Origin of the sequence: Candidatus Nitrotoga sp. AM1P, from assembly GCF_013168275.1 — a bacterium.
GTDB lineage: Bacteria > Pseudomonadota > Gammaproteobacteria > Burkholderiales > Gallionellaceae > Nitrotoga.
In genome coordinates, this window is sequence record NZ_AP019547.1 from 717,968 (window position 1) to 738,886 (window position 20,919).

General features: G+C 50.5%; 14 protein-coding genes and 1 pseudogene. 13 read left to right on the top strand and 2 right to left on the bottom strand.

Annotated features, from left to right (window positions below; all coding sequences use genetic code 11):
• Nucleotides 1–17 precede the first annotated feature (17 nt).
• From W01_RS14080 to lysS, 6 genes are all read left to right on the top strand, one after another.
• Nucleotides 18–2,933 (top strand): site-specific DNA-methyltransferase, encoded by a 2,916-nt coding sequence (locus tag W01_RS14080; protein ID WP_173052180.1) that lies wholly within the window; start codon nt 18–20, stop codon nt 2,931–2,933.
• Complete coding sequence (locus W01_RS03265; RefSeq protein ID WP_173052181.1) at nt 2,933–5,557, top strand: AAA family ATPase; 2,625 nt, start codon at nt 2,933–2,935, stop codon at nt 5,555–5,557. The genes W01_RS14080 and W01_RS03265 overlap by 1 nt, the downstream gene beginning before the upstream one ends.
• A gap of 101 nt (nt 5,558–5,658) precedes the next feature.
• Nucleotides 5,659–6,561: a virulence RhuM family protein gene (locus W01_RS03270; RefSeq protein WP_198421336.1), complete on the top strand. Its 903-nt coding sequence runs from the start codon at nt 5,659–5,661 to the stop codon at nt 6,559–6,561.
• Nucleotides 6,561–8,642 (top strand): 3'-5' exonuclease, encoded by a 2,082-nt coding sequence (locus W01_RS03275; protein ID WP_173052183.1) that lies wholly within the window; start codon nt 6,561–6,563, stop codon nt 8,640–8,642. The genes W01_RS03270 and W01_RS03275 overlap by 1 nt, the downstream gene beginning before the upstream one ends.
• Nucleotides 8,643–9,032: 390 nt before the next feature.
• Nucleotides 9,033–9,863, top strand: a complete 831-nt coding sequence (locus W01_RS03280) for a hypothetical protein (protein ID WP_173052184.1) — start codon at nt 9,033–9,035, stop codon at nt 9,861–9,863.
• Between the two features lie 108 nt (nt 9,864–9,971).
• On the top strand, nt 9,972–11,477 hold the full coding sequence (gene lysS / locus W01_RS03285; RefSeq protein WP_173052185.1) for a lysine--tRNA ligase: 1,506 nt from the start codon (nt 9,972–9,974) through the stop codon (nt 11,475–11,477).
• A 50-nt stretch (nt 11,478–11,527) separates the two neighbouring features.
• On the opposite strand, the gene W01_RS03290 is transcribed toward lysS, so the two are convergent.
• Together W01_RS03290 and W01_RS03295 are read right to left on the bottom strand one after the other, a co-directional pair.
• Nucleotides 11,528–14,785: a fibronectin type III domain-containing protein gene (locus W01_RS03290; protein ID WP_173052186.1), complete on the bottom strand. Its 3,258-nt coding sequence runs from the start codon at nt 14,783–14,785 to the stop codon at nt 11,528–11,530.
• A gap of 125 nt (nt 14,786–14,910) precedes the next feature.
• A complete protein-coding gene (locus W01_RS03295) occupies nt 14,911–15,492 on the bottom strand; it encodes a hypothetical protein (protein WP_173052187.1) in 582 nt (193 codons plus the stop codon).
• 533 nt (nt 15,493–16,025) lie between these two features.
• Between W01_RS03295 and W01_RS03300 the strand changes: the two genes are divergently transcribed.
• From W01_RS03300 to W01_RS03330, 7 genes and pseudogenes are all read left to right on the top strand, one after another.
• The gene (locus tag W01_RS03300; protein ID WP_242007024.1) at nt 16,026–16,961 is read left to right on the top strand and encodes an ABC transporter permease; all 936 of its coding nucleotides are present in this window, start codon (nt 16,026–16,028) and stop codon (nt 16,959–16,961) included.
• Nucleotides 16,962–17,122: 161 nt separating this feature from the next.
• Nucleotides 17,123–17,329: a type II toxin-antitoxin system HicB family antitoxin gene (locus W01_RS03305; protein WP_173052188.1), complete on the top strand. Its 207-nt coding sequence runs from the start codon at nt 17,123–17,125 to the stop codon at nt 17,327–17,329.
• Nucleotides 17,322–17,525: a type II toxin-antitoxin system HicA family toxin gene (locus tag W01_RS03310; RefSeq protein ID WP_173052189.1), complete on the top strand. Its 204-nt coding sequence runs from the start codon at nt 17,322–17,324 to the stop codon at nt 17,523–17,525. The genes W01_RS03305 and W01_RS03310 overlap by 8 nt, the downstream gene beginning before the upstream one ends.
• A gap of 2 nt (nt 17,526–17,527) precedes the next feature.
• Nucleotides 17,528–18,769 carry an ABC transporter ATP-binding protein gene (locus W01_RS03315; RefSeq protein ID WP_173052190.1) on the top strand — a complete coding sequence of 414 codons (1,242 nt, stop codon included), beginning with the start codon at nt 17,528–17,530 and terminating at the stop codon, nt 18,767–18,769.
• Between the two features lie 234 nt (nt 18,770–19,003).
• Nucleotides 19,004–19,171 (top strand): transposase, encoded by a 168-nt coding sequence (locus W01_RS03320; RefSeq protein WP_173055699.1) that lies wholly within the window; start codon nt 19,004–19,006, stop codon nt 19,169–19,171.
• 116 nt (nt 19,172–19,287) lie between these two features.
• Nucleotides 19,288–19,819 (top strand): annotated as a pseudogene (locus W01_RS03325) (transposase); the annotation flags it as partial.
• 43 nt (nt 19,820–19,862) lie between these two features.
• Nucleotides 19,863–20,912, top strand: a complete 1,050-nt coding sequence (locus W01_RS03330) for a glycosyltransferase family 2 protein (protein WP_173052191.1) — start codon at nt 19,863–19,865, stop codon at nt 20,910–20,912.
• Nucleotides 20,913–20,919: the final 7 nt, after the last annotated feature.

The window sequence follows — 20,919 nt, forward strand, 5'->3', positions numbered from 1 at the left end:
ACAAGGATAACTGATCGATGGCCAAAGTACCTAAAAGCAAACTCACCGTCGAAACCATCAAGCACGACGAGGCGACGCGCAAGAACATTCCCACTGCCGAATACCAATCGGTGATGCAAAAGGAAGAGCTGACTCCCATCCGCGTGGCCTACGAACGTCGCAATCGCGACCTCGATCCGCAATTGGTCTGGCACGGCAAGGACGAGCAGGACTGGTCTGATTTAGTGGTGCATGCGCCGCCGCTCTACATTCAGGAAAAGGTTCACCCCAAGGTGCTGATCGACGACCTGAAACGGCAGACGGAGCAAGCCGAAGCAGACAAAGCGGTCAACCAGTCTGGCTTCACCACCGACCTCTTTGGCGACTTTAACGGTCTGCCCAACGATGGTGCCAAGACCGAGTTCTACCAGCACGACGCCCATTGGGCCAATCGCATGATCCTCGGCGATAGCCTGCAAGTGATGGCCAGCCTCGCCGAGCGCGAAGGGCTGCGCGGCAAGGTGCAATGCATCTATTTCGATCCGCCCTACGGCATCAAATTCAACTCCAACTTCCAGTGGTCCACCACCAGCCGCGACGTCAAGGACGGCAACGCTGGTCACATCACCCGCGAGCCGGAGCAAGTAAAAGCCTTTCGCGATACTTGGCGCGATGGCATTCACTCCTACCTTACCTATCTGCGCGACAGGCTGACCGTGGCGCGGGATTTGTTGACCGATTCCGGGTCGATCTTTGTGCAGATCGGGGATGAGAATGTGCACCGGGTGCGGGCGGTGATGGATGAGGTATTTGGGGAGGATAACTTCGTCTCAACGATTGCATACGCAAAAACTACCGGGTTCTCTGGTGATACGCTTTCAAATGTCGCTGACTACATGGTTTGGTTTGCCAAGAAAAAAGACCTGCTTAAGTACCGCGATCTCTATACGGCGAAGCAAGCTGGCGAAGCTGGTGCAACAAAATATCGCGAGATATCGTCTATTCAGGCTCTTAGAAACTCTACGCATGAACGGACTCGCCTTGCGACGTCAGATCAGCTGACGTCGCAAGGCGAGTCCAGTTCGGAGCAGATGTTTCCTTTCGCCGGACGTAAATGGACTGCGCCGAAAGGACTGCACTGGAAAACGACCGTTGAAGGCTTGATTCGTACCGCAAAAGCAGAGCGAATAATGGAAGAGGGCGCCTCAGTCAGGTACGTACGCTGCCTTGATGATTTCGCAGCCACACCAAGAACGAATCTCTGGCTTGACATTGGAGGCGTCCAAAGCCGAACCGATCCCAAGATATATGTGGTGCAGACAGCAACGGAGGCCGTACAGCGCTGCGTCCTCATGACTACCGACCCTGGCGATCTCGTCCTCGACCCCACCTGCGGTTCCGGCACGACGGCCTATGTCTCCGAGCAATGGGGCCGCCGCTGGATCACCATCGACACTTCTCGCGTCGCACTGGCGTTGGCCCGCGCCCGCATCATGGGAGCGCGCTACCCCTACTATCTGCTCGCCGACAGCCGCGACGGCCAGATCAAAGAAAGCGAAGTCACCCGCACCGTTCCATCGAGTCAGCCCACGCGCGGCAATATCCGCCAAGGCTTCGTCTATGAACGTGTGCCGCACATCACCCTGAAATCCATCGCTAACAACACCGAGATTGATGTCATCTGGGACAAGTGGCAGCAGACGCTGGAATCGTTGCGTGAACAACTCAACAAGGCGCTGGGCAAGCAATGGCAGGAATGGGAAATCCCCCGCGAGCTTCCGAAATCCGTTCGCCCTGAGCCTGTCGAAGGGCGTGCTTCGACCTCGCCTTCAGTGCTGAGTACTGTTCCCGCTCACCCTTCGACAGGCTCAGGGCGAACGGCAACAGTAGTCGAAGCATCAGCACGAACGGAGGAGGAGATTCACCGGGAATGGTGGAGTGCGCGCATCGCCCGCCAGAAAGAAATCGACGCCTCCATCGCAGCCAAAGCCGAGCACGAATACCTCTACGACAAACCCTACGAGGATAAGAAAAAAGTCCGCGTTGCTGGGCCGTTCACCGTCGAAAGCCTCTCGCCCCATCGCGTGTTGGCTGTGGATGAAAACGACGAACTGATCGACGGTGTCGCCGAATCCAAGACCGGCTACGGTGAAGAGCGCGACTTCGTCCAGATGATCCTGGAAAACCTCAAGACCGCTGGCGTGCAGCAGGCGCACAAAGAAGACAAAATCACCTTCACCACGCTCACCCCGTGGCCCGGCGATCTGGTCTGCGCCGAAGGCAAGTATCTGGAACCCTCTCCCCTTGGAAGAGGACAGGGTGAGGGTGGAGTTGAACGCCGCGCCGCCATCTTCATCGGTCCCGAATTCGGCACCGTCTCTCGTCCCGATCTGGTCTCTGCCGCACGAGAAGCAGGAGACTCTGGCTTTGATGTACTCATCACCTGTGCCTTCAACTACGATGCGCATTCATCCGAATTCGACAAACTCGGACGCATCCCCGTGCTCAAGGCGCGCATGAACGCCGACCTGCACATGGCCGATGACCTCAAGAACACCGGCAAGGGCAACCTCTTCGTCATCTTCGGCGAACCCGACATCGACATTCTCGATGCCGAAGCCGGTCAGGTTCGCGTCAAGATCAACGGTGTGGACGTATTCCACCCCAACACCGGCGAAGTACGCAGCGACGGTGCCGAGGGCATTGCCTGCTGGTTCATCGACACCGACTACAACGAAGAAAGCTTCTTCGTCCGCCACGCCTACTTCCTGGGAGCAAACGATCCCTACAAGGCACTCAGAACCACCCTCAAAGCCGAGATCAACGAAGATGCCTGGGCATCGCTCAACAGCGACACCTCAAGGCCATTCGATAAACCGAAGTCCGGGCGGATTGCGGTGAAGGTCATCAATCATCTGGGGGATGAAGTGATGAAGGTGTTTAAGGTTGTGTGATGGCATTGATTGACGAAATTCTAAAGTGGTCAGAAGAGAAGCTACCTCTCTGGCAACGTGATGCGGCTCGCCGTATATTTCAGCAAGAGAATGGCTTGTCTGTCGATGATTACGCGGAGCTATATACCTTACTGAAAGCAGCCCATGGGTTACCTAACCCATTGGGCCTGACACCAGAGCCGTTAAAGGCGGCTCATCTGCCGCCGGTGCTTCAAGCTGGCGAGAAGGTTGTTCTGAAGGCGATACGAAATTTGGTGTATGTAAACCGAATCGCGCAGGGGCAGAAACTGAATTTCGCACCATCGGGAATGACGGTGATCTACGGTGGAAACGGAAGCGGGAAGTCGGGCTATGTAAGAGTAATGAAACGGGCATGCCGTGCACGAGATCAGGCAGAGAAAGTCCTTGCAGATGCAAACGATCCTGCTGCCCAGAATAGCGTGCCTAAAGCAATTTTCGACATTGAAATTAACGGGGCTTGCAAACCTATACACTGGACTTTCAATAGTGACTCACCCGACGATCTGGCTAAGATTTCAGTTTTCGATTCACACTGTGCTCGCGCTTACCTGACTGCCGAGCAGGATGTGGCTTATCTGCCATATGGGCTGGACGTTGTTGAGAATCTTGCAAATAAAGTTCTACCAGAGTTGACTCGCCGCCTTAACGAAGAAATTGCTACTATCAATGTTGATCGCCAACCATTCCAGCATTTAGTTGGCGAGACAGAAGTTGGGCGGCTGGTTCTAGCACTAAGCGAAAGGACGAATCCAGACAAGGTTAAAGCTCTTGGCACATTATCCGAGATCGATACGGCACAGATTAAGGAAATTGACGCAGCACTTGCCGAATCTGATCCAGGAAAGAAAGCAAAAGAGCATCGCCTTTCAGCGGGGCGTTTAAAGAGTTGGGCGGAAAGAATCGAAACCGCATTGTCTTGGGTCAGTGATGCCGCTATAGAGAAACTCAAAAAAATTACCGATACCACGGTCACTGCCAATCAGACCGAGAAGCAAGCAGCAGAAACACTTCAGTCAGGAGAATTGCTTCTGCCTGGAACCGGTGAGCCAGTATGGAAGGTATTGTTTAATGCTGCACGCAAGTTCTCAACTGAGGTCGCCTATCCAGAACATTCGTTCCCTCATGCCACTGCCGAGGCAAAATGTCCTCTCTGTCAGCAACCGTTGAACGATGCCGGAGAACGGTTGAAACGATTTGAGGAATATATACAAAACGATGTGGCTAAAGCTGCCGCAGAGCAACGACAAAAACTTGAAGCAACAAAGGTAAAGATTGAAAGAGCCAACCTGAGCGTTAGTTTCGACAAATCTCATGTTGAAGAGCTGGCACAGCTTGATGATGCAGTTGCCTCTATTATCAATGCATTTGAAAAAAACATAGAAACTCGCCGTAGTTGGATGCTTCAAAATCTCAACTCCTATACGTGGGTGGACGCGCCCGCGCTTGGAGAGAATCCACGTAAGCGACTGCGTAATCTCGCTGCACATCAATTCAAGTCAGCAAGAATCCTTGCCCGAGCAGTGGACGAAGTTAAGAAAAAATCGCTGATAGATAAACGAGAAGAACTACGTGTTCGCCAGAATCTTTCAGCATGCCTAGGCGCAGTGCTTGCACTGATTGACCGATTTAAGATGAGGCAGGCACTAAAAACCTGTGAACAAGACCTTAAAACAAGGCCAATTTCAGACAAGTCAAAAGAATTTGCAAGTGGTGCTGTTACTGTTGCGCTAAAAAATGCGTTGGATGAGGAATTCAAGTCTCTCGGGATAGGACATATACAAACTAAGCTTAAAGATCGAAATGATAAAGGGAAAATTAAGCACCAATTACTTCTGGATCTCCCAACAACAAACAAACTGGAACAAATACTCAGTGAAGGTGAGCAGCGAGCCATCGCACTGGGTTCATTCCTCTCAGAATTGAAGCTTGCAAATCATGCATGCGGCATCGTTTTTGATGACCCCGTTTCATCACTGGATCACATACGCCGAGGCAGAGTCGCAAGGCGATTGGCGGTAGAGTCCAAGCAAAGACAGGTTTTGATTTTCACTCACGATGTTGTGTTTCTTCAGCAGTTACGAGATCAATGCGACAAGCTTAATGTGCCACCGTTTTTTTGCCGACTTGAGGCGAACAGGGGTTTTTATGGCAACGTATCCGAAGGGCTTCCATGGACACACAAGAGCTATGGCGAAAGAATCGACTTCCTAGAAAAGGCACAAAAGCAATTTGAGAAAATGCCATGGCCTGCTGACCCATCAGAGGAGCTGGCTCGTGAGATGATCCGGCAATACAGTTTTCTCAGGGCAACAATTGAGCGGGTGGCACAAGATTTTGTTCTTGGCGGCACAGTGCAGCGTTTTAAGGATTACATAGACGTTAAGAAGCTGAAGCTGGTGATTGGACTTCAAAAATCAGAAGTAGATGAAATTCTCCGCATTAACCAACGTTGCCATGATTTGGTCGAGGCACATGATCCATCCTCAGCTAAGGATGAGCCGCCACCAACTCCTGATGAACTGAAACAAGACATTGCCGATTTACAGAAGCTAATTCAAGGCATCACGGATCGGCGAAAAGGCGCAGCAAATAGGGTGACGTGATGAGCGAATCGCAACACTTCCTGATCTACCAAAGCGAAGACGGCTCCACCCGCATTGACGTGATGCTGGAGGCGGAAACCCTTTGGCTGAACCAGAAGCAGTTGACCGAGTTGTTCGGCAAGGCCAAAGGGACAATCAGCGAGCATATCAAACACATCTTCGAGGATGGTGAAATGACTCCGGAGGCAACTGTTCGGTTATTCCGAACAGTTCAACCTGAGGGGGGGCGTGACGTGACCCGCGAGGTTGAACACTACAATCTGGACATGGTGCTGGCTCTGGGCTTCCGGGTGCGCAGCCCTGTGGGCGTGCGTTTCCGCCAGTGGGCCAACGACAAGCTGAAGGAATATATCGTCAAGGGCTTTGTGCTGGATGACGCGCGTCTGAAAAACCCCGGCAAAGGGCGGGATTACTTCGACGAACTGACACGCCGCCTGCAAGACATACGCACCAGTGAGCGGCGGTTTTACCAGAAGATTACGGACATCTACGCGACCAGCGTGGATTACGATGCCAACCATGCGCTCACCCAGGCGTTCTTTGCCACGGTGCAGAACAAGGTGCATTTCGCCATTCACGGCCAGACTGCCGCCGAACTGATCGCCACCCGTGCCGACAGCAGCCAGCCGAACATGGGGTTGACGACTTGGGAGGGGGCACGCATTCGCAAGGCCGATGTGAGCATCGCCAAGAATTACCTGAACGATGAAGAGCTGCGCGCCCTCAATAATCTGGCCGAGCAGTATTTGATTTTTGCCGAAGGTCAGGCTGCACGGCATATAGCCATGACTATGCAAGACTGGATCAGCAAACTGGAAGGTTTTTTGACACTGAATGACCGCGAGATTTTGCAAGGCGCAGGCAAGGTATCGGCTGAGCTTGCCAAATCTCACGCAGAGCAGGAGTTCGACAAATGCCGGGTATTGGATGACCAGCGTTTCGAGTCTGACTTCGATCGCATGGTGAAGCGATTGCCCGCCAAAACGCCAGGGAAGGAAAACTGATGGATTTCCGCATCGCCGATACATTCACTGACAGCCTCGTCAAACTCACAGGCGAAGAGCAGAAAGCTGTCAAGACCACTGCCTTCGATCTGCAAATGAACCCGATCAATCCCGGCATGAGTTTCCACAAGCTGGACAAGGCGCGTGACAAGAATTTCTGGTCGGTGCGAGCCAGCAGCGACATCCGTTTGATCGTCCACAAAAACGATGCCAGCCTGTTGTTGTGCTATGTCGATCATCACGACAAGGCCTATGACTGGGCGGAACGGCGCAAGTTGGAAACGCATCCACAAACCGGCGCGGCACAGTTGGTGGAGATACGCGAGACGGTGCAGGAAATCGTTATCCCTAAGTATGTCGAGGTGATGCAATACGCTGCAGCGAAGCCGCGCCTGTTCGCCCATGTCGCCGAAGAGGTACTGCTGAGCTACGGCGTGCCGGAAGAGTGGTTGCCTGATGTGCAACAAGCCGACGAGGACAGCCTGCTTGATCTGGCCGAGCATCTGCCGGGCGAGGCGGCGGAGGCGTTACTGGAGCTGGCCACCGGCGGCAAGCCGCAAGTAGTACCACCCATCGCAGCAGGGGCTGACCCTTTTGCACATCCCGATGCGCAACGCCGCTTCCGGGTGATGAATGATGTTGAGGAGCTGGAACGTGCACTGGCGTTTCCGTGGGAGAAGTGGACAACTTTTCTTCATCCGGCGCAGCGGCAGTGGGTGGAGCGGGATTACAGCGGCCCAGCGCGCGTCTCCGGTTCGGCGGGTACGGGCAAAACCATTGTCGCGTTGCATCGTGCGGTGTTTCTGGCGCGGCAACATCCTGAATCGCGCGTGTTGCTGACTACGTTCTCCGACACTTTGGCAAATGCGTTGCACACCAAGCTGCGGCGATTGATCAGCAACGAGCCGCGTCTGGCGGAGCGACTGGAAGTGCATTCCATGAATGCCATAGGCGAGCATATGTATGAATTGCACTTTGGTCGACCTAAAATTGCCAGCGCAGACAAAATCAGGCAATTGTTGGTTGAAGCAGCCAGCAAGACTGATGGGCAGAGATTCGGTCCGCACTTTCTGAAGACGGAGTGGGACGAGGTGGTGGATGCATGGCAATTGGATGGCTGGGAGGCTTATCGCGATGTACGGCGACTGGGGCGCAAGACACGCCTGCCAGAGCCGCAGCGTGTGTTGCTCTGGTCTATCTTCGATGCAGTGCGAAGTGCATTGAAGTCACAGGGCTTGGTTACTCGCTCCGCGATGTTCAGCCAGTTGGCCGCACAGATTGTCGAGCGCAAGCATCCACCTTTCGATTTCGCAGTGATGGACGAGGCGCAGGATGTCAGCGTAGCTCAGCTGCGTTTCCTTGCGACGATGGGTGCTTGGCGTACCGATGCCCTGTTTTTCGCGGGCGATTTAGGCCAACGTATTTTCCAGCAGCCGTTTTCGTGGAAGTCGCTGGGCGTGGATATTCGCGGAAGATCATGCACGCTGCATATCAACTATCGCACCTCACATCAGATCAGGATGCAGGCCGACCGATTGCTGGGTCCGGAAGTTTCCGATGTGGACGGCAACACGGAAAACCGGCGCGGCACGGTGTCGGTATTCAATGGCATAGCGCCGGTTATCAAGACATTCGACAGTCAGGAAGATGAAATCAACGCGGTCGGCGACTGGCTGCGTGAGCGAAGCAGCGAGGGAATTGCACCGCACGAGATCGGCGTATTCGTCCGTTCCGATAATGAATTAGAGCGCGCTCGCGTGGCAATCGGGAAATCCGGACTGCCTTTTAAGATGCTTGATGAGCATGTCGAAACGACCAGCGGTTATATTTCCATCAGCACGATGCACTTGGCCAAGGGGTTGGAATTTCGCGCAGTGATTGTGATGGCGTGCGACGATGAAATTATTCCTTCTCAGGATCGCATCGAAACGGTAGCTGACAATGCCGACTTGGAAGAGGTCTACAACACCGAGCGACATTTGCTCTATGTCGCATGCACTCGCGCTAGAGATCATCTGCTGGTAACCAGCGTTGAACCTGCTTCCGAATTTCTTGCTGATTTGCTTGTGGAGGTTGACTGATAGCAGACGGTGACTGGCCGCTTCGGGTCGCTATGTAAAACTTTACATAGCGACCCGAAGCATAAGACCGAACTATGTGAAGTGCCGCGCAGGAGAACGTCTCAGATTGACGTATTCTGTTGGCTTTGGACACTATAACTTGGCTGTGAACTAGACATTAGCTCGCTTCTCTGCATAGGGGTCGAAGCCGGCCATTCGTGAATGGCAAGTTTGTGCCAGAAACAGCCATTTGCAAATTGCCCAAACTGTTGCATGAGCAGCGGGATGAGCTCAAAGAGATTGTCTGGCTAGTTTAGCTTCTGCTTGTAAATCCCACAGAATCAGACCAAAATGTTTACATTTATTGCTATAAGATCTATGAATTCAACAACGCAGATAGCATCTATAAAAATGAAAAATATCAAATCTCTATTCGAAAACAAGATTAATGGCGCCTTCCAAATTGCTATCGCTCGCAAGCTGCGTACTTGCTTTGGCGCGGTTATGACGCTGGCGTTTCTTCTTGTATCGCCTATGGCCAGTTCGACGGGCTTTACCGTTTATACCACGATCTCACCAATGACAGGCTTATGGTCGAATCAGAATGAATCTGGCTGGGGTGTTGGACTTACTCAGCAATATGGTGTGATTTTCGCTACGCTCTATACCTACGATTTTGATGGTAGGCCAACGTGGTATGTCGCTTCTAATTGTGTGGTGGCGGCCGATGGGTGTACTGGCGATTTATACGCGGTAACGGGAGGCTCAGCGCTGACAATTCCATGGAACAGTGCCAATAAGATCGTAACTACGGTTGGAACGATCAATTTTGCGTTTACTGATACCAATACTGGCACAATGAAATATACGATTAACGGTGCATCAGGATCAAAGAGGATTACAAGACAAGTGTTTGCCACTGAACCGGTTCAGGCGGGTCACTTTCCTTTTGACTTCAAAGGTATTCGACTCAACTCTATGGCATTCAACCCCTTATTTGGCATTATTTGCCAAGCTACGTTGTCATTTACCAATGTGAGCGCCGTCACAGTTTCACCTACCCTCTCCTTCGATGTAATAGTCGATGGTGTTATAACGGGCCAGGTGCCTTTCCTTACCTTTGGGCTTGCACCAGGCGCTACAGCGACAGCGACTTCACAACCGGTGGTGAACAATGGCTCGTATCTGGCATGCGGTACCTTCACACTTCAATTTAATTCGTCTGCCAGTCAGGTACGTTAGGCCTTCGCATATGCTTTGCTTAAATTGCACGTAATATGGCATTCGTGCCACAATCCTGCGCCTTTGGAAGTACTCCTGAATTCTTGATCTTAAATTTATCCACACATCATGACTACCGAACCAACCAACCCTCAGCAAGACGAAAATCAAATTATCACCGAGCGCCGCGCCAAGCTCACTACACTTCGCAAAGAAAGCGTAGCTTTTCCGAATGATTTTGAGCGAAAAAATCTGGCTGGTGATTTGCATGATGCTTACGATGCAATGAGCCACGACGAACTGGAGACAGTACATATAGGCGTGGCCATAGCCGGGCGCATGATGTTAAAACGAGTAATGGGTAAAGCCAGCTTTGCCACTGTGAATGACATGAGCGGACGCATCCAGCTATTCATTAATAATAGCGATACCGGCGAAATTGCGCATGATGCCTTCAAGCACTATGACCTGGGCGACATACTTGGTGCAACAGGCGTACTGTTTAAAACCAAAACGGGTGAACTTTCTGTTCGTGTGACTGAGCTGCGTCTGTTAACTAAAGCACTCCGCCCGTTACCGGAAAAATTTCACGGTCTGAGCGATCAGGAACAAAAATACCGTCAACGGCATGTGGATCTCATCACCAATGAAGACACGCGCAAAACATTTATCATTCGCTCCAAAGTAATTCAGGCTATACGGGAATTTTTCATACGCCACAATTACCTCGAAGTCGAAACGCCAATGATGCATTCCATTCCGGGTGGCGCATCGGCCAAACCCTTTATCACGCACCACAATGCCTTGGATATGCAGCTGTATCTGCGCATTGCGCCGGAGCTGTATCTTAAGCGGCTAGTGGTCGGTGGGTTTGAGAAGGTATTCGAAATCAACCGCAACTTTCGCAATGAAGGGCTTTCCACGCGACATAACCCCGAATTCACCATGATCGAGTTTTATGAAGCCTATCGGGATTATCGTTATCTAATGGACTTCACCGAGAAACTGTTTAGCGAAGTGGCGCGCAAGGTGCTGGGCACCACAGTGTTCTCTTACCAGGGACGTGAACTTGACTTGGGGCAACCGTTCCATCGACTGACCATTGCACAGGCAATCCAGAAATATCATCCGCAGTTTTCTGACGCACAATTGAACGACCGCGATTTTCTGATCAACGAATTACAAGACCTGAAGGCCAAATACAGGACGGCGGATGGTGTGGGCGGACTGCAACTTTCGCTGTTTGAAGAACTGACCGAACATCAATTATTCGAGCCAACTTTCATCATCGACTATCCCGCAGAGGCCTCGCCACTGGCACGCCGCAGTGATACGCGCCCAGAAATTACCGAGCGTTTTGAACTGTTTATGGTTGGGCGCGAAATCGCTAATGGTTTCTCTGAGTTAAATGACCCGGAAGACCAGGAAGCCCGTTTTGATGCGCAAGTATCGGCTCGGGAAGCAGGTGACGAAGAAGCCATGTTCAAGGACAGCGATTATATTCGCGCGCTGGAATATGGCTTGCCACCCACCGCTGGAGAGGGCATCGGAATAGACCGACTAGTGATGCTGCTCACCGATAGCCCCAGCATTCGCGATGTGATTTTATTTCCACAAATGCGCCCCGAAAGGTAAAAAATAACCGAACACTTGGAATTGAAATAAGCTAACTAGATTAATTTTACTTAATTTCCCCATGCCTCGATTTCGACGATGCGGGAGTAACCGGCGAGCACGCTGGTGACGTTTACTCGAATCCGATCGGTGGTAAACGCAGTGAAGCTTAGAGTGCGCTTGACCAGATTGTTTCCACTTACCGTAGCAAGCGTGGTCCAGGCCGACCCATCCCATCCCTGGATGGTAAAGCCGGTTATACCTTCATTTTTAAAGGTTAGCGTATCGGTCGGTTCGATCCCGTTAATGTAGTTGTCCTGAAGGGTATAGACCACCACGCGATCGATCGTTTGCGTACCATTGAAGTTGATTTGCACCCAGTCGGGTTGCGTGTTGAATGTGGCATCGTTCCAGCCACCTCCTTTAGCCCAGGTAGCACCGGTGCGCAGATTGTCGTTAACCGCCCCCACCGGGTAAGCACTGCTGTGGGTGCTTGATGCCGAAGCAACCGCGCCGACACTGGCGAGTGCAATGTTACTACTCGTAATGACAGGCATCGTCGTTGCTGAAACCGGATTTGACTGAGCTGAGCAGTTGTTTGCAGCGTCACACGCCGCTAATGTATAGCTGTAGCTGGTCGCGGCAGTCAAACCCGTATCGGCAAAGCTCGTCGTAGTCGGGTTTCCAACCAGAGTGCCTCCGCGATAAACTTTGTAGCCGGTCACGCCCACATTGTCCGTCGAGGCCGCCCAGCTCAGGTTGATTTGAGCAGAACTGACGGGGGTGGCCGAAAGTCCTGTTGGTACGGTAGGTGCAGTCGTGTCTGAGCTACCAGACGCAGCAGCGCTCCATGCCTCGATTTCGACAATACGGGAGTAACCGGCGAGCACGTTGGTGACATTTACTCGAATCCGGTCGGTGGTAAACGCAGTGAAGTTTACAGTGCGCTTGACCAGATTGTTTCCACTTATCGTAGCAAGTGTGATCCAGGCTGATCCATTCCAGCCCTGGACGGTAAAGCCGGTTATACCTTCATTTTTAAAGGTGAGTGTATCAGTCGGTTCGATCCCGTTAATGTAGTTGTCCTGAAGGGTATAGACCACTACGCGATCGATCGTTTGCGTACCATTGAAGTTGATTTGCACCCAGTCGGGTTGCGTGTTGAATGTGGCATCGTTCCAGCCACCTCCTTTAGCCCAGGTAGCACCGGTGCGCTGATTGTCGTTAACCGCCCCCACCGGGTAAGCACTGCTGTGGGTGCTTGATGCCGAAGCAACCGCGCCGACACTGGCGAGTGCAATATTACTACTCGTAATGACAGGCATCGTCGCTGCAGAAACCGGATTTGACTGAGCTGAGCAGTTGTTTGCAGCGTCACACGCCGCTAATGTATAGCTGTAGCTGGTTGAGGCAGTCAAACCTGTATCGGCAAAGCTCGTCGTTGCCGGGCTTCCAACCAGAGTGCCTCCGCGATAAACTTTGTAGCCGGTCACGCCCACATTGTCCGTCGAGGCCGCCCAGCTCAGGTTTATTTGAGCAGAACTGACGGGGGTGGCCGAAAGTCCTGTTGGTACGGTAGGTGCAGTCGTGTCTGAGCCACCAGACGCAGCAGCGCTCCATGCCTCGATTTCGACAATACGGGAGTAGCCGGCGAGCACGTTGGTGACATTTACCCGAATCCGGTCTGTGGTAAACGCAGCGAAGCTTAGAGTGCGCTTGACCAGATTGTTTCCACTTACCGTAGCAAGCGTAGCCCAGGCCGATCCATTCCAGCCCTGGACGGTAAAGCCGGTTATACCTTCATTTTTAAAGGTGAGTGTATCAGTCGGTTCGATCCCGTTAATGTAGTTGTCCTGAAGGGTATAGACCACTACGCGATCGATCGTTTGCGTACCATTGAAGTTGATTTGCACCCAGTCGGGTTGCGTGTTGAATGTGGCATCGTTCCAGCCACCTCCTTTAGTCCAGGTAGCACCGGTGCGCTGATTGTCGTTAACCGCCCCCACCGGGTAAGCACTGCTGTGGGTGCTTGATGCCGAAGCAACCGCGCCGACACTGGCGAGCGCAATGTTATGACTGCTCGCAGTTGCCGTCATTGTCGTTGCCGAAACCGGATTTGACTGAGCTGAGCAGTTGTTTGCAGCGTCACACGCCGCTAATGTATAGCTGTAGCTGGTTGAGGCAGTCAAACCTGTATCGGCAAAGCTCGTCGTTGCCGGGCTTCCAACCAGAGTGCCCCCACGATAAACTTTGTAGCCGGTCACGCCCACATTATCCGTCGAGGCCGCCCAGCTCAGGTTTATTTGAGTAGAACTAACGGCTGTAGCAGTAAGCCCCGCCGGTACAGTCGGTGATAAATTGTCGGCGCCACAATTTCCTCCGACCGTTCCCGTTCCATCCATTTTAAAAATGGCCGAAGCCGCACATCCAGCCGTGATCGAAATCTGAGTTGGTGTACTTCCTCCAAACACAACGGGAGCTATCGCCACTCCGTTATTATAAAGTGGTGGCTGGAAAGAAACCCCCGAAGATGTTTCCGCATAGGGGCCGATGCTGGAACCTGCAGTAAATGCGGTATGAATTACTTCTGCATGCAGTGTGTAGTTGCCAGAGGGGAGCAGCAATTTAAAGTAGCCGGTATTCTGGCTAAGGTAATCCGAAACAAAACTAAACACTTTATTGGTGCTTACTTCTTTAGCCCAGATGTTGGCACCACGAATAGGCGTGCCATTGGCTTGAGTGAAATTTCCGGTAAGCTGTCCATAAACGCTGGTCAGTGTTGCATTGGGATAAAGGGCGCTCACTGCGGCAGTGTCGTCTTCGTGTAAAGAACTGGAGCCCCGGTATGCAATCGGATACATTAATGGATAATTCGAATTCACCAGCCCTTGTGAATTATCCAATTGGGTGTGATCCACGCCGATCAAGTGGCCCGTTTCATGGGCAAGTACGACTTTCATCGTAATGTCACTTACGGATATATAGCCGTTGATTACAGCACGGCCTTCCGTATATGCACATTGCGTACCATTATTGTTCCAGGCAGAACCTGCAAAACCCAGAACACTATTTTTTGCACCCACACCGAACATGGAATCAATAATGGAACCATCAGTGTCATAAATCACAGGATTCAAACCATCCGAGAAATTACTTAAGAAGGTCGAATAGTTACTGCTGGTAACGTCCACGGGGAGATCTGGCCCACGAGTGAGTGCCACCGTTGATGTGGTCACATTCGTCCACAGGGAAACCGCCTCTGTGACCAATGCATCTGCTTGAGCTTTAGTACGGGAACCCAGGATTCCTTGGTCATAGTTAAGCGACACGGAACCTGCCCCCGGGTATTTTGTAGGGAGCTGATAACAAACTACCAACGGGCCACCAGCAAAGCTAGAAGCCGTAAATGTAATCAAGGCGCAAGTTATGAGCCTGCGCATCATTCTCAGGCATATCATTTAGCCGCATCCCTTTTCTGACGCACAAGTTGTTTAAATTCGTCAAGATCAAGCCGATTAATAGGACCCGAGGCCCGTTGCATTTTGATTTGAGCTGATGGGGGAACCAAGTCAGCGGAGATACCCAAGGTCATTTCTTTAAAATCTCTGCCATTGGTTACATGAAAGCCCGTTGATACCGGGATGATAGTAAATTTTCCCTGATCAAGACCCACTGGGCTGGAAAAGCCTGCTGCCGAAACTCCGTAGAGGAAAAGTACATAGTTTTCTCCCACTGTAAACGTAGGCACGCCTGTTGTTTGATGTGTCTCTCCTGCTAACTTTCCGCCGATTTGCTTAATGGTATGTGTGGCTCCCACCTCACCCTTGAGAATCTCCTGCACTTCGAAAGTAGAATAAGTGACAATGGAACCTGTTTGTAGATCACGTTCGCTATGATTCTCAAGAGATTTACCCTGAAATGCGATAGCAGCGTCGTTGACGATTTCATCCAGGTAGAGTGGTAATACACTCATGGCGCGTACTGGCATTGCAATTATAAGGCTGAGTAAACAAGTAAAAAGAAATTGTCTTGGCATCGAAGTACCTCCAAAGGGGTAATGCATACGAACCAGCATCCCAAAATTATGATTGATACGGCCAAGTGAAATTCACCAGCAGGTGCTGTCGCTGTAAAACCTAACTAGCGGATAAATTCAAACATATCCTGGTCGGATTAACTTGGTCGGATTAAATAGTTCAATATTTTATTGCTGGGAAAAAAACCTCGAAGCACTATCAGATTCGCATCTTACTATTACTTAGCATTAACCTTAAAAAGTTAATCAAGCCTGCTTTCAGGTTGCTAATCCAAGCAAGCTTTGCAGAAAAGCACGCCAGTGTAAAAATTACATAACAATCATCTTCATGCCAGACAATCAACAAAACCATAATTGGCACATGGTTTATTAAAAATGTTAAAATTAAAAAGGTTGATTCATTTAACTAAAATTAATAAAAAGTTTGCTCATAAAACCAATAGATGCAAGCATTTTCATTAAAGTTTTTGTAGCAAATAATACATAGCAAGAAGCGCAAATCCTGAAGTCCGGTCGAACAAGGATCTAAAGATTTGCGAAATAGCGCCGACTATATGGGCAACGGATTCAGTGCCAGTCAGGCTGACACCCCAAAGTATGGACAATTAAATCAATATTCCATCAATAGAGCAAAGGGAGCAACAGCGCACATGATTGCCGTAGTAAAAAATCTTGCCGAATACCGCGAACTGATGACTGTACTTGCCTGGAAGAATGTCACGTTGCGCTATAAACAGGCTTATTTAGGCATTGCCTGGGCTGTGATAAAACCACTCATCCTCATGCTGATTTTTACATTGGTTAAGAGCTTCGTTGGAATTGATAGTGGCAGCATTCCTTATCCTCTCCTAACCTTCGCTGCACTTATGCCGTGGATTTTCTTTCAAGAATCTGCATCGGAAGGCGTAAACAGTGTAGTGGGCAATGCCAACCTGATCAAAAAAATCTATTTTCCTCGCGAGATATTCCCCATAACGGCAGTCGTCACCAAGCTTGTAGAGCTTGGCATCAATTTTGTCATCCTGGCCGGCCTCATGATCTGGTTTCAATATATACCCAGCATTTACATCCTATGGGTACCTTTCATTATTCTTTACACAATTCTGGCCGCCTTAAGCATCGCATTTGCCGGTGCAGCAATCAATGTTTACTACCGGGATATGGGAACAGCCCTACCTGTGCTGCTTTCCCTGCTAATGTATCTATCTCCGGTAATTTATCCATTGCAACTGGTGAAGAATAAACTTTTGGAGCAACAAGCTGCCGGCGAGTGGTCCAATTTGCTCTATACCCTATACACCCTTAACCCTCTGGCGGGCATCATTGACGCATTTCAGAGTGTAGTGCTGAGAAACCAGCCGCCAGATATGACGGCCATGGTACCCGGCATAATCCTGGTTGCGATCCTGCTTCCGCTAAGCTACGTCTTCTTCAAGCGGGCGGAGTCTTATTTCGCAGATGTAATTTGAGAGCAACGGGTAGGAATTAGTGGATAGCGCGCAAAGATTACAGAATAGTATAAAGACTTAGGATTTAATTGATGGTGAAAGGCTATAAAAAGCTGATCGGGATCGTTGCGGCATGAAACTGACCACGACACCCCCTATATCTATTACAGAGGCAATGAACCATGAAAAACCTTAAATTTGTCGTTTACCGGGAAAATAAATATTACGTTTCACAATGCTTAAACATTGACGTAGCAAGCTGTGGCAACACTATCGACGAAGCGATCCAGAATCTGAAGGAGGCCACCGAACTCTACTTTGAAGAAGGAGAGGCAGAATACCACCCCATAGAAGAAGCCCTGCTTGGAGAATACGCTGTCAATGGCTGAACTTTATTCATCAAAAGCGATTGTTAATGTCTTGCTGCGGCACGGTTTCATTTTTATTTCCCAAAAAGGCAGCCATAAAAAATTCCGCAAAGATGAAAGAACTGTGATTATTCCTGATCCAAAGAAGGAAATACCATTAGGCACATTTGCCTCTATTCTCAGGCAGTCCGGCCTTAATAAGGAAGACTTTAAATAACTATGGCCATCATCGAAGTTAACCACGTCACCAAAGAATACCAGCTCGGCCAATTGCAGAGTCTGAAAACAACTTTATTTAACCAGTGGCGGCGGCTCACAGGCCAGCCAGTTGAAGAACGTACCCCATTCAAGGCCCTTGATGACATCACGTTCTCTGTCGAGCAAGGCGAGGTCCTTGGCATAATTGGCCACAACGGCGCTGGCAAGAGCACCATGCTCAAACTTCTGGCCAACATTTCAAAACCGTCCAGCGGTTCCATCCAGGTCAAGGGAAAGATAGCGCCGCTGATTGAGGTGGGTGCTGGCTTGGTGGGCGACCTCACTGGTCGCGAGAATATCTATCTCAACGGCGCCATCCTCGGCATCCCAAAGAGTGAGATCAATATCAAATTTGATGACATCGTCGCATTCGCTGAGCTAGAAGAGTTCATCGACACCCCCATTAAACGCTACAGCTCAGGTATGTCGGTGCGACTTGGCTTTGCCATCGCTACCAGTGTGAAATCTGACATTTTGATCGTCGATGAAGTGCTGGCAGTAGGAGATCTTGCGTTTCAGCGGAAATGCTTTGACCGTATGGAAGACCTAATAAGGCAGCAGGGCAGAACTGTCCTTTTGGTCAGCCACAACATCCGCCAAGTGGAAAGAATGTGCACCCGTGTTATGTTGCTAAACCATGGCTCAATTCTTCAGGACGGTGAGCCGCATGCCATATGCGATAAGTTTTACCAGCTAAGCAACCAAACAATCCGAGATCAAAAAGCCAAAAACAGCTCAATGCGAATCATCTCATCTGGTGAGTTAAAAAACGTCGAAGTTGCAGTGCTTGATTCAAAGGATAACGTTACCGATTCACTCACGGAAGGTAGCGCATTACGGATACGGATTCGGTTTACGCTGGCTCAAACGCTTTCAAACCCAGAATTTCACGTTGGAACGCATACAACTGACTTCATTTATCTCACGGGCGAGTCAACCGCAGTGCTTGGTCAGTCACATGAATTTCCCGCCGGCACCCACGAAGTTAAACAACTGATCCCCACCTACCCCATGGTTCCGGGCACCTACGGTATCCGCTTTGCAGTTATCGACCAGCGTGGTAGGGTGGTATTTCACGGTGAAAGCCTCAAATTTTTCACAGTAACAGCGAAAACAATGGATGCCCCATTGCAAGATGAACTTCGCCTCGTCGCCATTCCCGTGCAATGGGAGTTGCAAGGCGCACGTTATTCTCATGCCTGATCCCATAATATTGGGCCGCTCCAAAATCAAGCTAGCAGCCTGTCGAACTTAATAATCCATAAAGATTATATAATTCACTAAGGTAAACCCCCGGCTCGCCGGGGGACTCACAAAGGTTTGACCTATACCTCGGTGAGAGTGAATCTGTAATCTCGACTAAGAGATGGAGATTCACGATGAAAGTACCAGAGTTTAAGCCACACGAGATGGGACTGTAAGTACCACGTAGCATTTATCCCGAAGAAACGCAAGAGGCGAGAGCAGAATTTCACTGACGAAGTATTTTGGGCTCGTGGATATTTCGTCTCAGCAGTTGGGCTCGATGAAGCAATGGTTAGAACATACATTCGCAACCAAGAGGAAGAGGATGAGCGTTACGACCAGATGAAGCTAGGGCTGTAGCCGCCTTGGGCGGCTCACGGTTTATTGGTCCCTTTGAGGGGCTCACCCAATAAGCCTCCGGCTTTGCCGGAGGTCATTTAACTTGTTATTAATAAAATTATTAATAAATTTAACCCATGAGATTCTTTAAACCAATCAAACGCGACATAAACTACCTATTCCCGCCGTCGATGTATGATTGGCTGCCGGAACAGCATTTGGCACGCTTTGTGGTTGAAATAGTGGAGCAACTGGACTTAAAAAGTTTAGAACACGCCTACCGTGGAGCGGGAAGTACGCCGTTTCATCCAGCGTTACTGCTGTCGATTCTGGTTTACGGCTATGCGACGTGCTTGTTCTCCAGTCGGAACCTGGAGCACGCCACCTACGACTCGATTGTCTTTCGGTTTGTTGCAGCGGATAAACACCCTGATCACGATACGCTGAACACCTTTCGAAAACGATTTCTGAAGGAAATCGGAGGTTTGATGGTGCAAATTCTCCTGATCGTACGCACGATGGGGATGCTCAAGCTCGGCAACATCGTCTTGGACGGCAGCAAGATCAAGGCCAACGCATCCAGGCACAGCGCGCTGAGTTACGGACACATTACGAAACTGGAACAGCAATTGATAAGGAGAGGTCGCAAAACTCCTGGCCTTGGCCGAGAGGTGCATATGCCTCTATGCTTGAAAAATCTTAGTGGAAGCCTATGGATACAGAGGCTTTAGGTGAAAGGAATACGCCACTCATTTCAGTTATTGTACTCAACTGGAATGGTGCTGACGATACGCTCGCATGCTTGGACTCGCTTGCAGCGTTGACGTATACAAATTTCAACATAATCGTCGTGGACAACTGCTCAACCGACAATTCTTTGGAGAAGTTGCGCGCCTACAGCAGCCCCTTCCCACTTGTCCTACTCGAAACAGGACAAAATCTAGGCTACGCCGGGGGCAATAACGTTGGTACGCGTCATGCGCTGGAACACGGTGCGGATTTTGTGCTGCTACTGAACAACGACACCACGGTAGCGTTTGATCTACTTGAACAATTGATAAATGCCGCCCGGCGAACTCCAGATGCAGGAGTGTTTAGTGCACGCGTGATGTACTTCGATAACCCGGAATTGGTATGGTTCGATGGTGCGTGCTGGAATGAATCATCTCTACGATTGGAGTGGCCTGGGCAAGGTGCGCGTGAAACCGAACTCAGCACAATGGACCGCGACACTGACTACGCTTGCGGTGCGGCGCTATTCTTCCGCGCTGAAGTCGCCCGAAAAATTGGTCTGCTGGATGAGATGTTTTTTTTGGTATGGGAGGAAGTCGATTGGTGCTTCCGCGCCCGCAAAGCTGGCTGGCGCAATAAGGTGGTTGCAGCTGCAAAAGTCTGGCATAAAATCGGGGTTTCCTTTGGCAGCGAATCCTCACCATTACGCACATATTTCAGTATCCGAAATCAATTGCTGTGGTTCAGCCGGCATGCGTCACTTTCTGCCCGGCTACGGCTGTGGACGAATAATTTGCGGCGCTTGATACCAAAATTTCATGTCAGCACCGATCTTAATGTCAGCTTTACCAAGCGTTTTGTGTGGGCTATACAGGATTATGGTCAAGCCTGGTTGGGACGCGGCTCGCGTCTGCAGTATATGGCAACACGGCGGGCGATTATGGATTATATGCATGGTCGGTTCGGCGATTGCCCTGATGAGGTGCGCGTCTGGAGCAAGACATGGGCAGCGCAACAACGAGACTCATGAAATCTGA

What these genes read in the sequence shown, in the direction of transcription:
- W01_RS14080 (WP_173052180.1), top strand. Translation starts at nt 18, where the DNA reads ATGGCCAAAGTACCTAAAAGCAAACTCACCGTCGAAACCATCAAGCAC.
- W01_RS03265 (WP_173052181.1), top strand. Translation starts at nt 2,933, where the DNA reads ATGGCATTGATTGACGAAATTCTAAAGTGGTCAGAAGAGAAGCTACCT.
- W01_RS03275 (WP_173052183.1), top strand. Translation starts at nt 6,561, where the DNA reads ATGGATTTCCGCATCGCCGATACATTCACTGACAGCCTCGTCAAACTC.
- W01_RS03280 (WP_173052184.1), top strand. Translation starts at nt 9,033, where the DNA reads ATGAAAAATATCAAATCTCTATTCGAAAACAAGATTAATGGCGCCTTC.
- lysS (WP_173052185.1), top strand. Translation starts at nt 9,972, where the DNA reads ATGACTACCGAACCAACCAACCCTCAGCAAGACGAAAATCAAATTATC.
- W01_RS03295 (WP_173052187.1), bottom strand. Translation starts at nt 15,492, where the DNA reads ATGCCAAGACAATTTCTTTTTACTTGTTTACTCAGCCTTATAATTGCA.
- W01_RS03305 (WP_173052188.1), top strand. Translation starts at nt 17,123, where the DNA reads ATGAAAAACCTTAAATTTGTCGTTTACCGGGAAAATAAATATTACGTT.
- W01_RS03310 (WP_173052189.1), top strand. Translation starts at nt 17,322, where the DNA reads ATGGCTGAACTTTATTCATCAAAAGCGATTGTTAATGTCTTGCTGCGG.
- W01_RS03315 (WP_173052190.1), top strand. Translation starts at nt 17,528, where the DNA reads ATGGCCATCATCGAAGTTAACCACGTCACCAAAGAATACCAGCTCGGC.
- W01_RS03330 (WP_173052191.1), top strand. Translation starts at nt 19,863, where the DNA reads ATGGATACAGAGGCTTTAGGTGAAAGGAATACGCCACTCATTTCAGTT.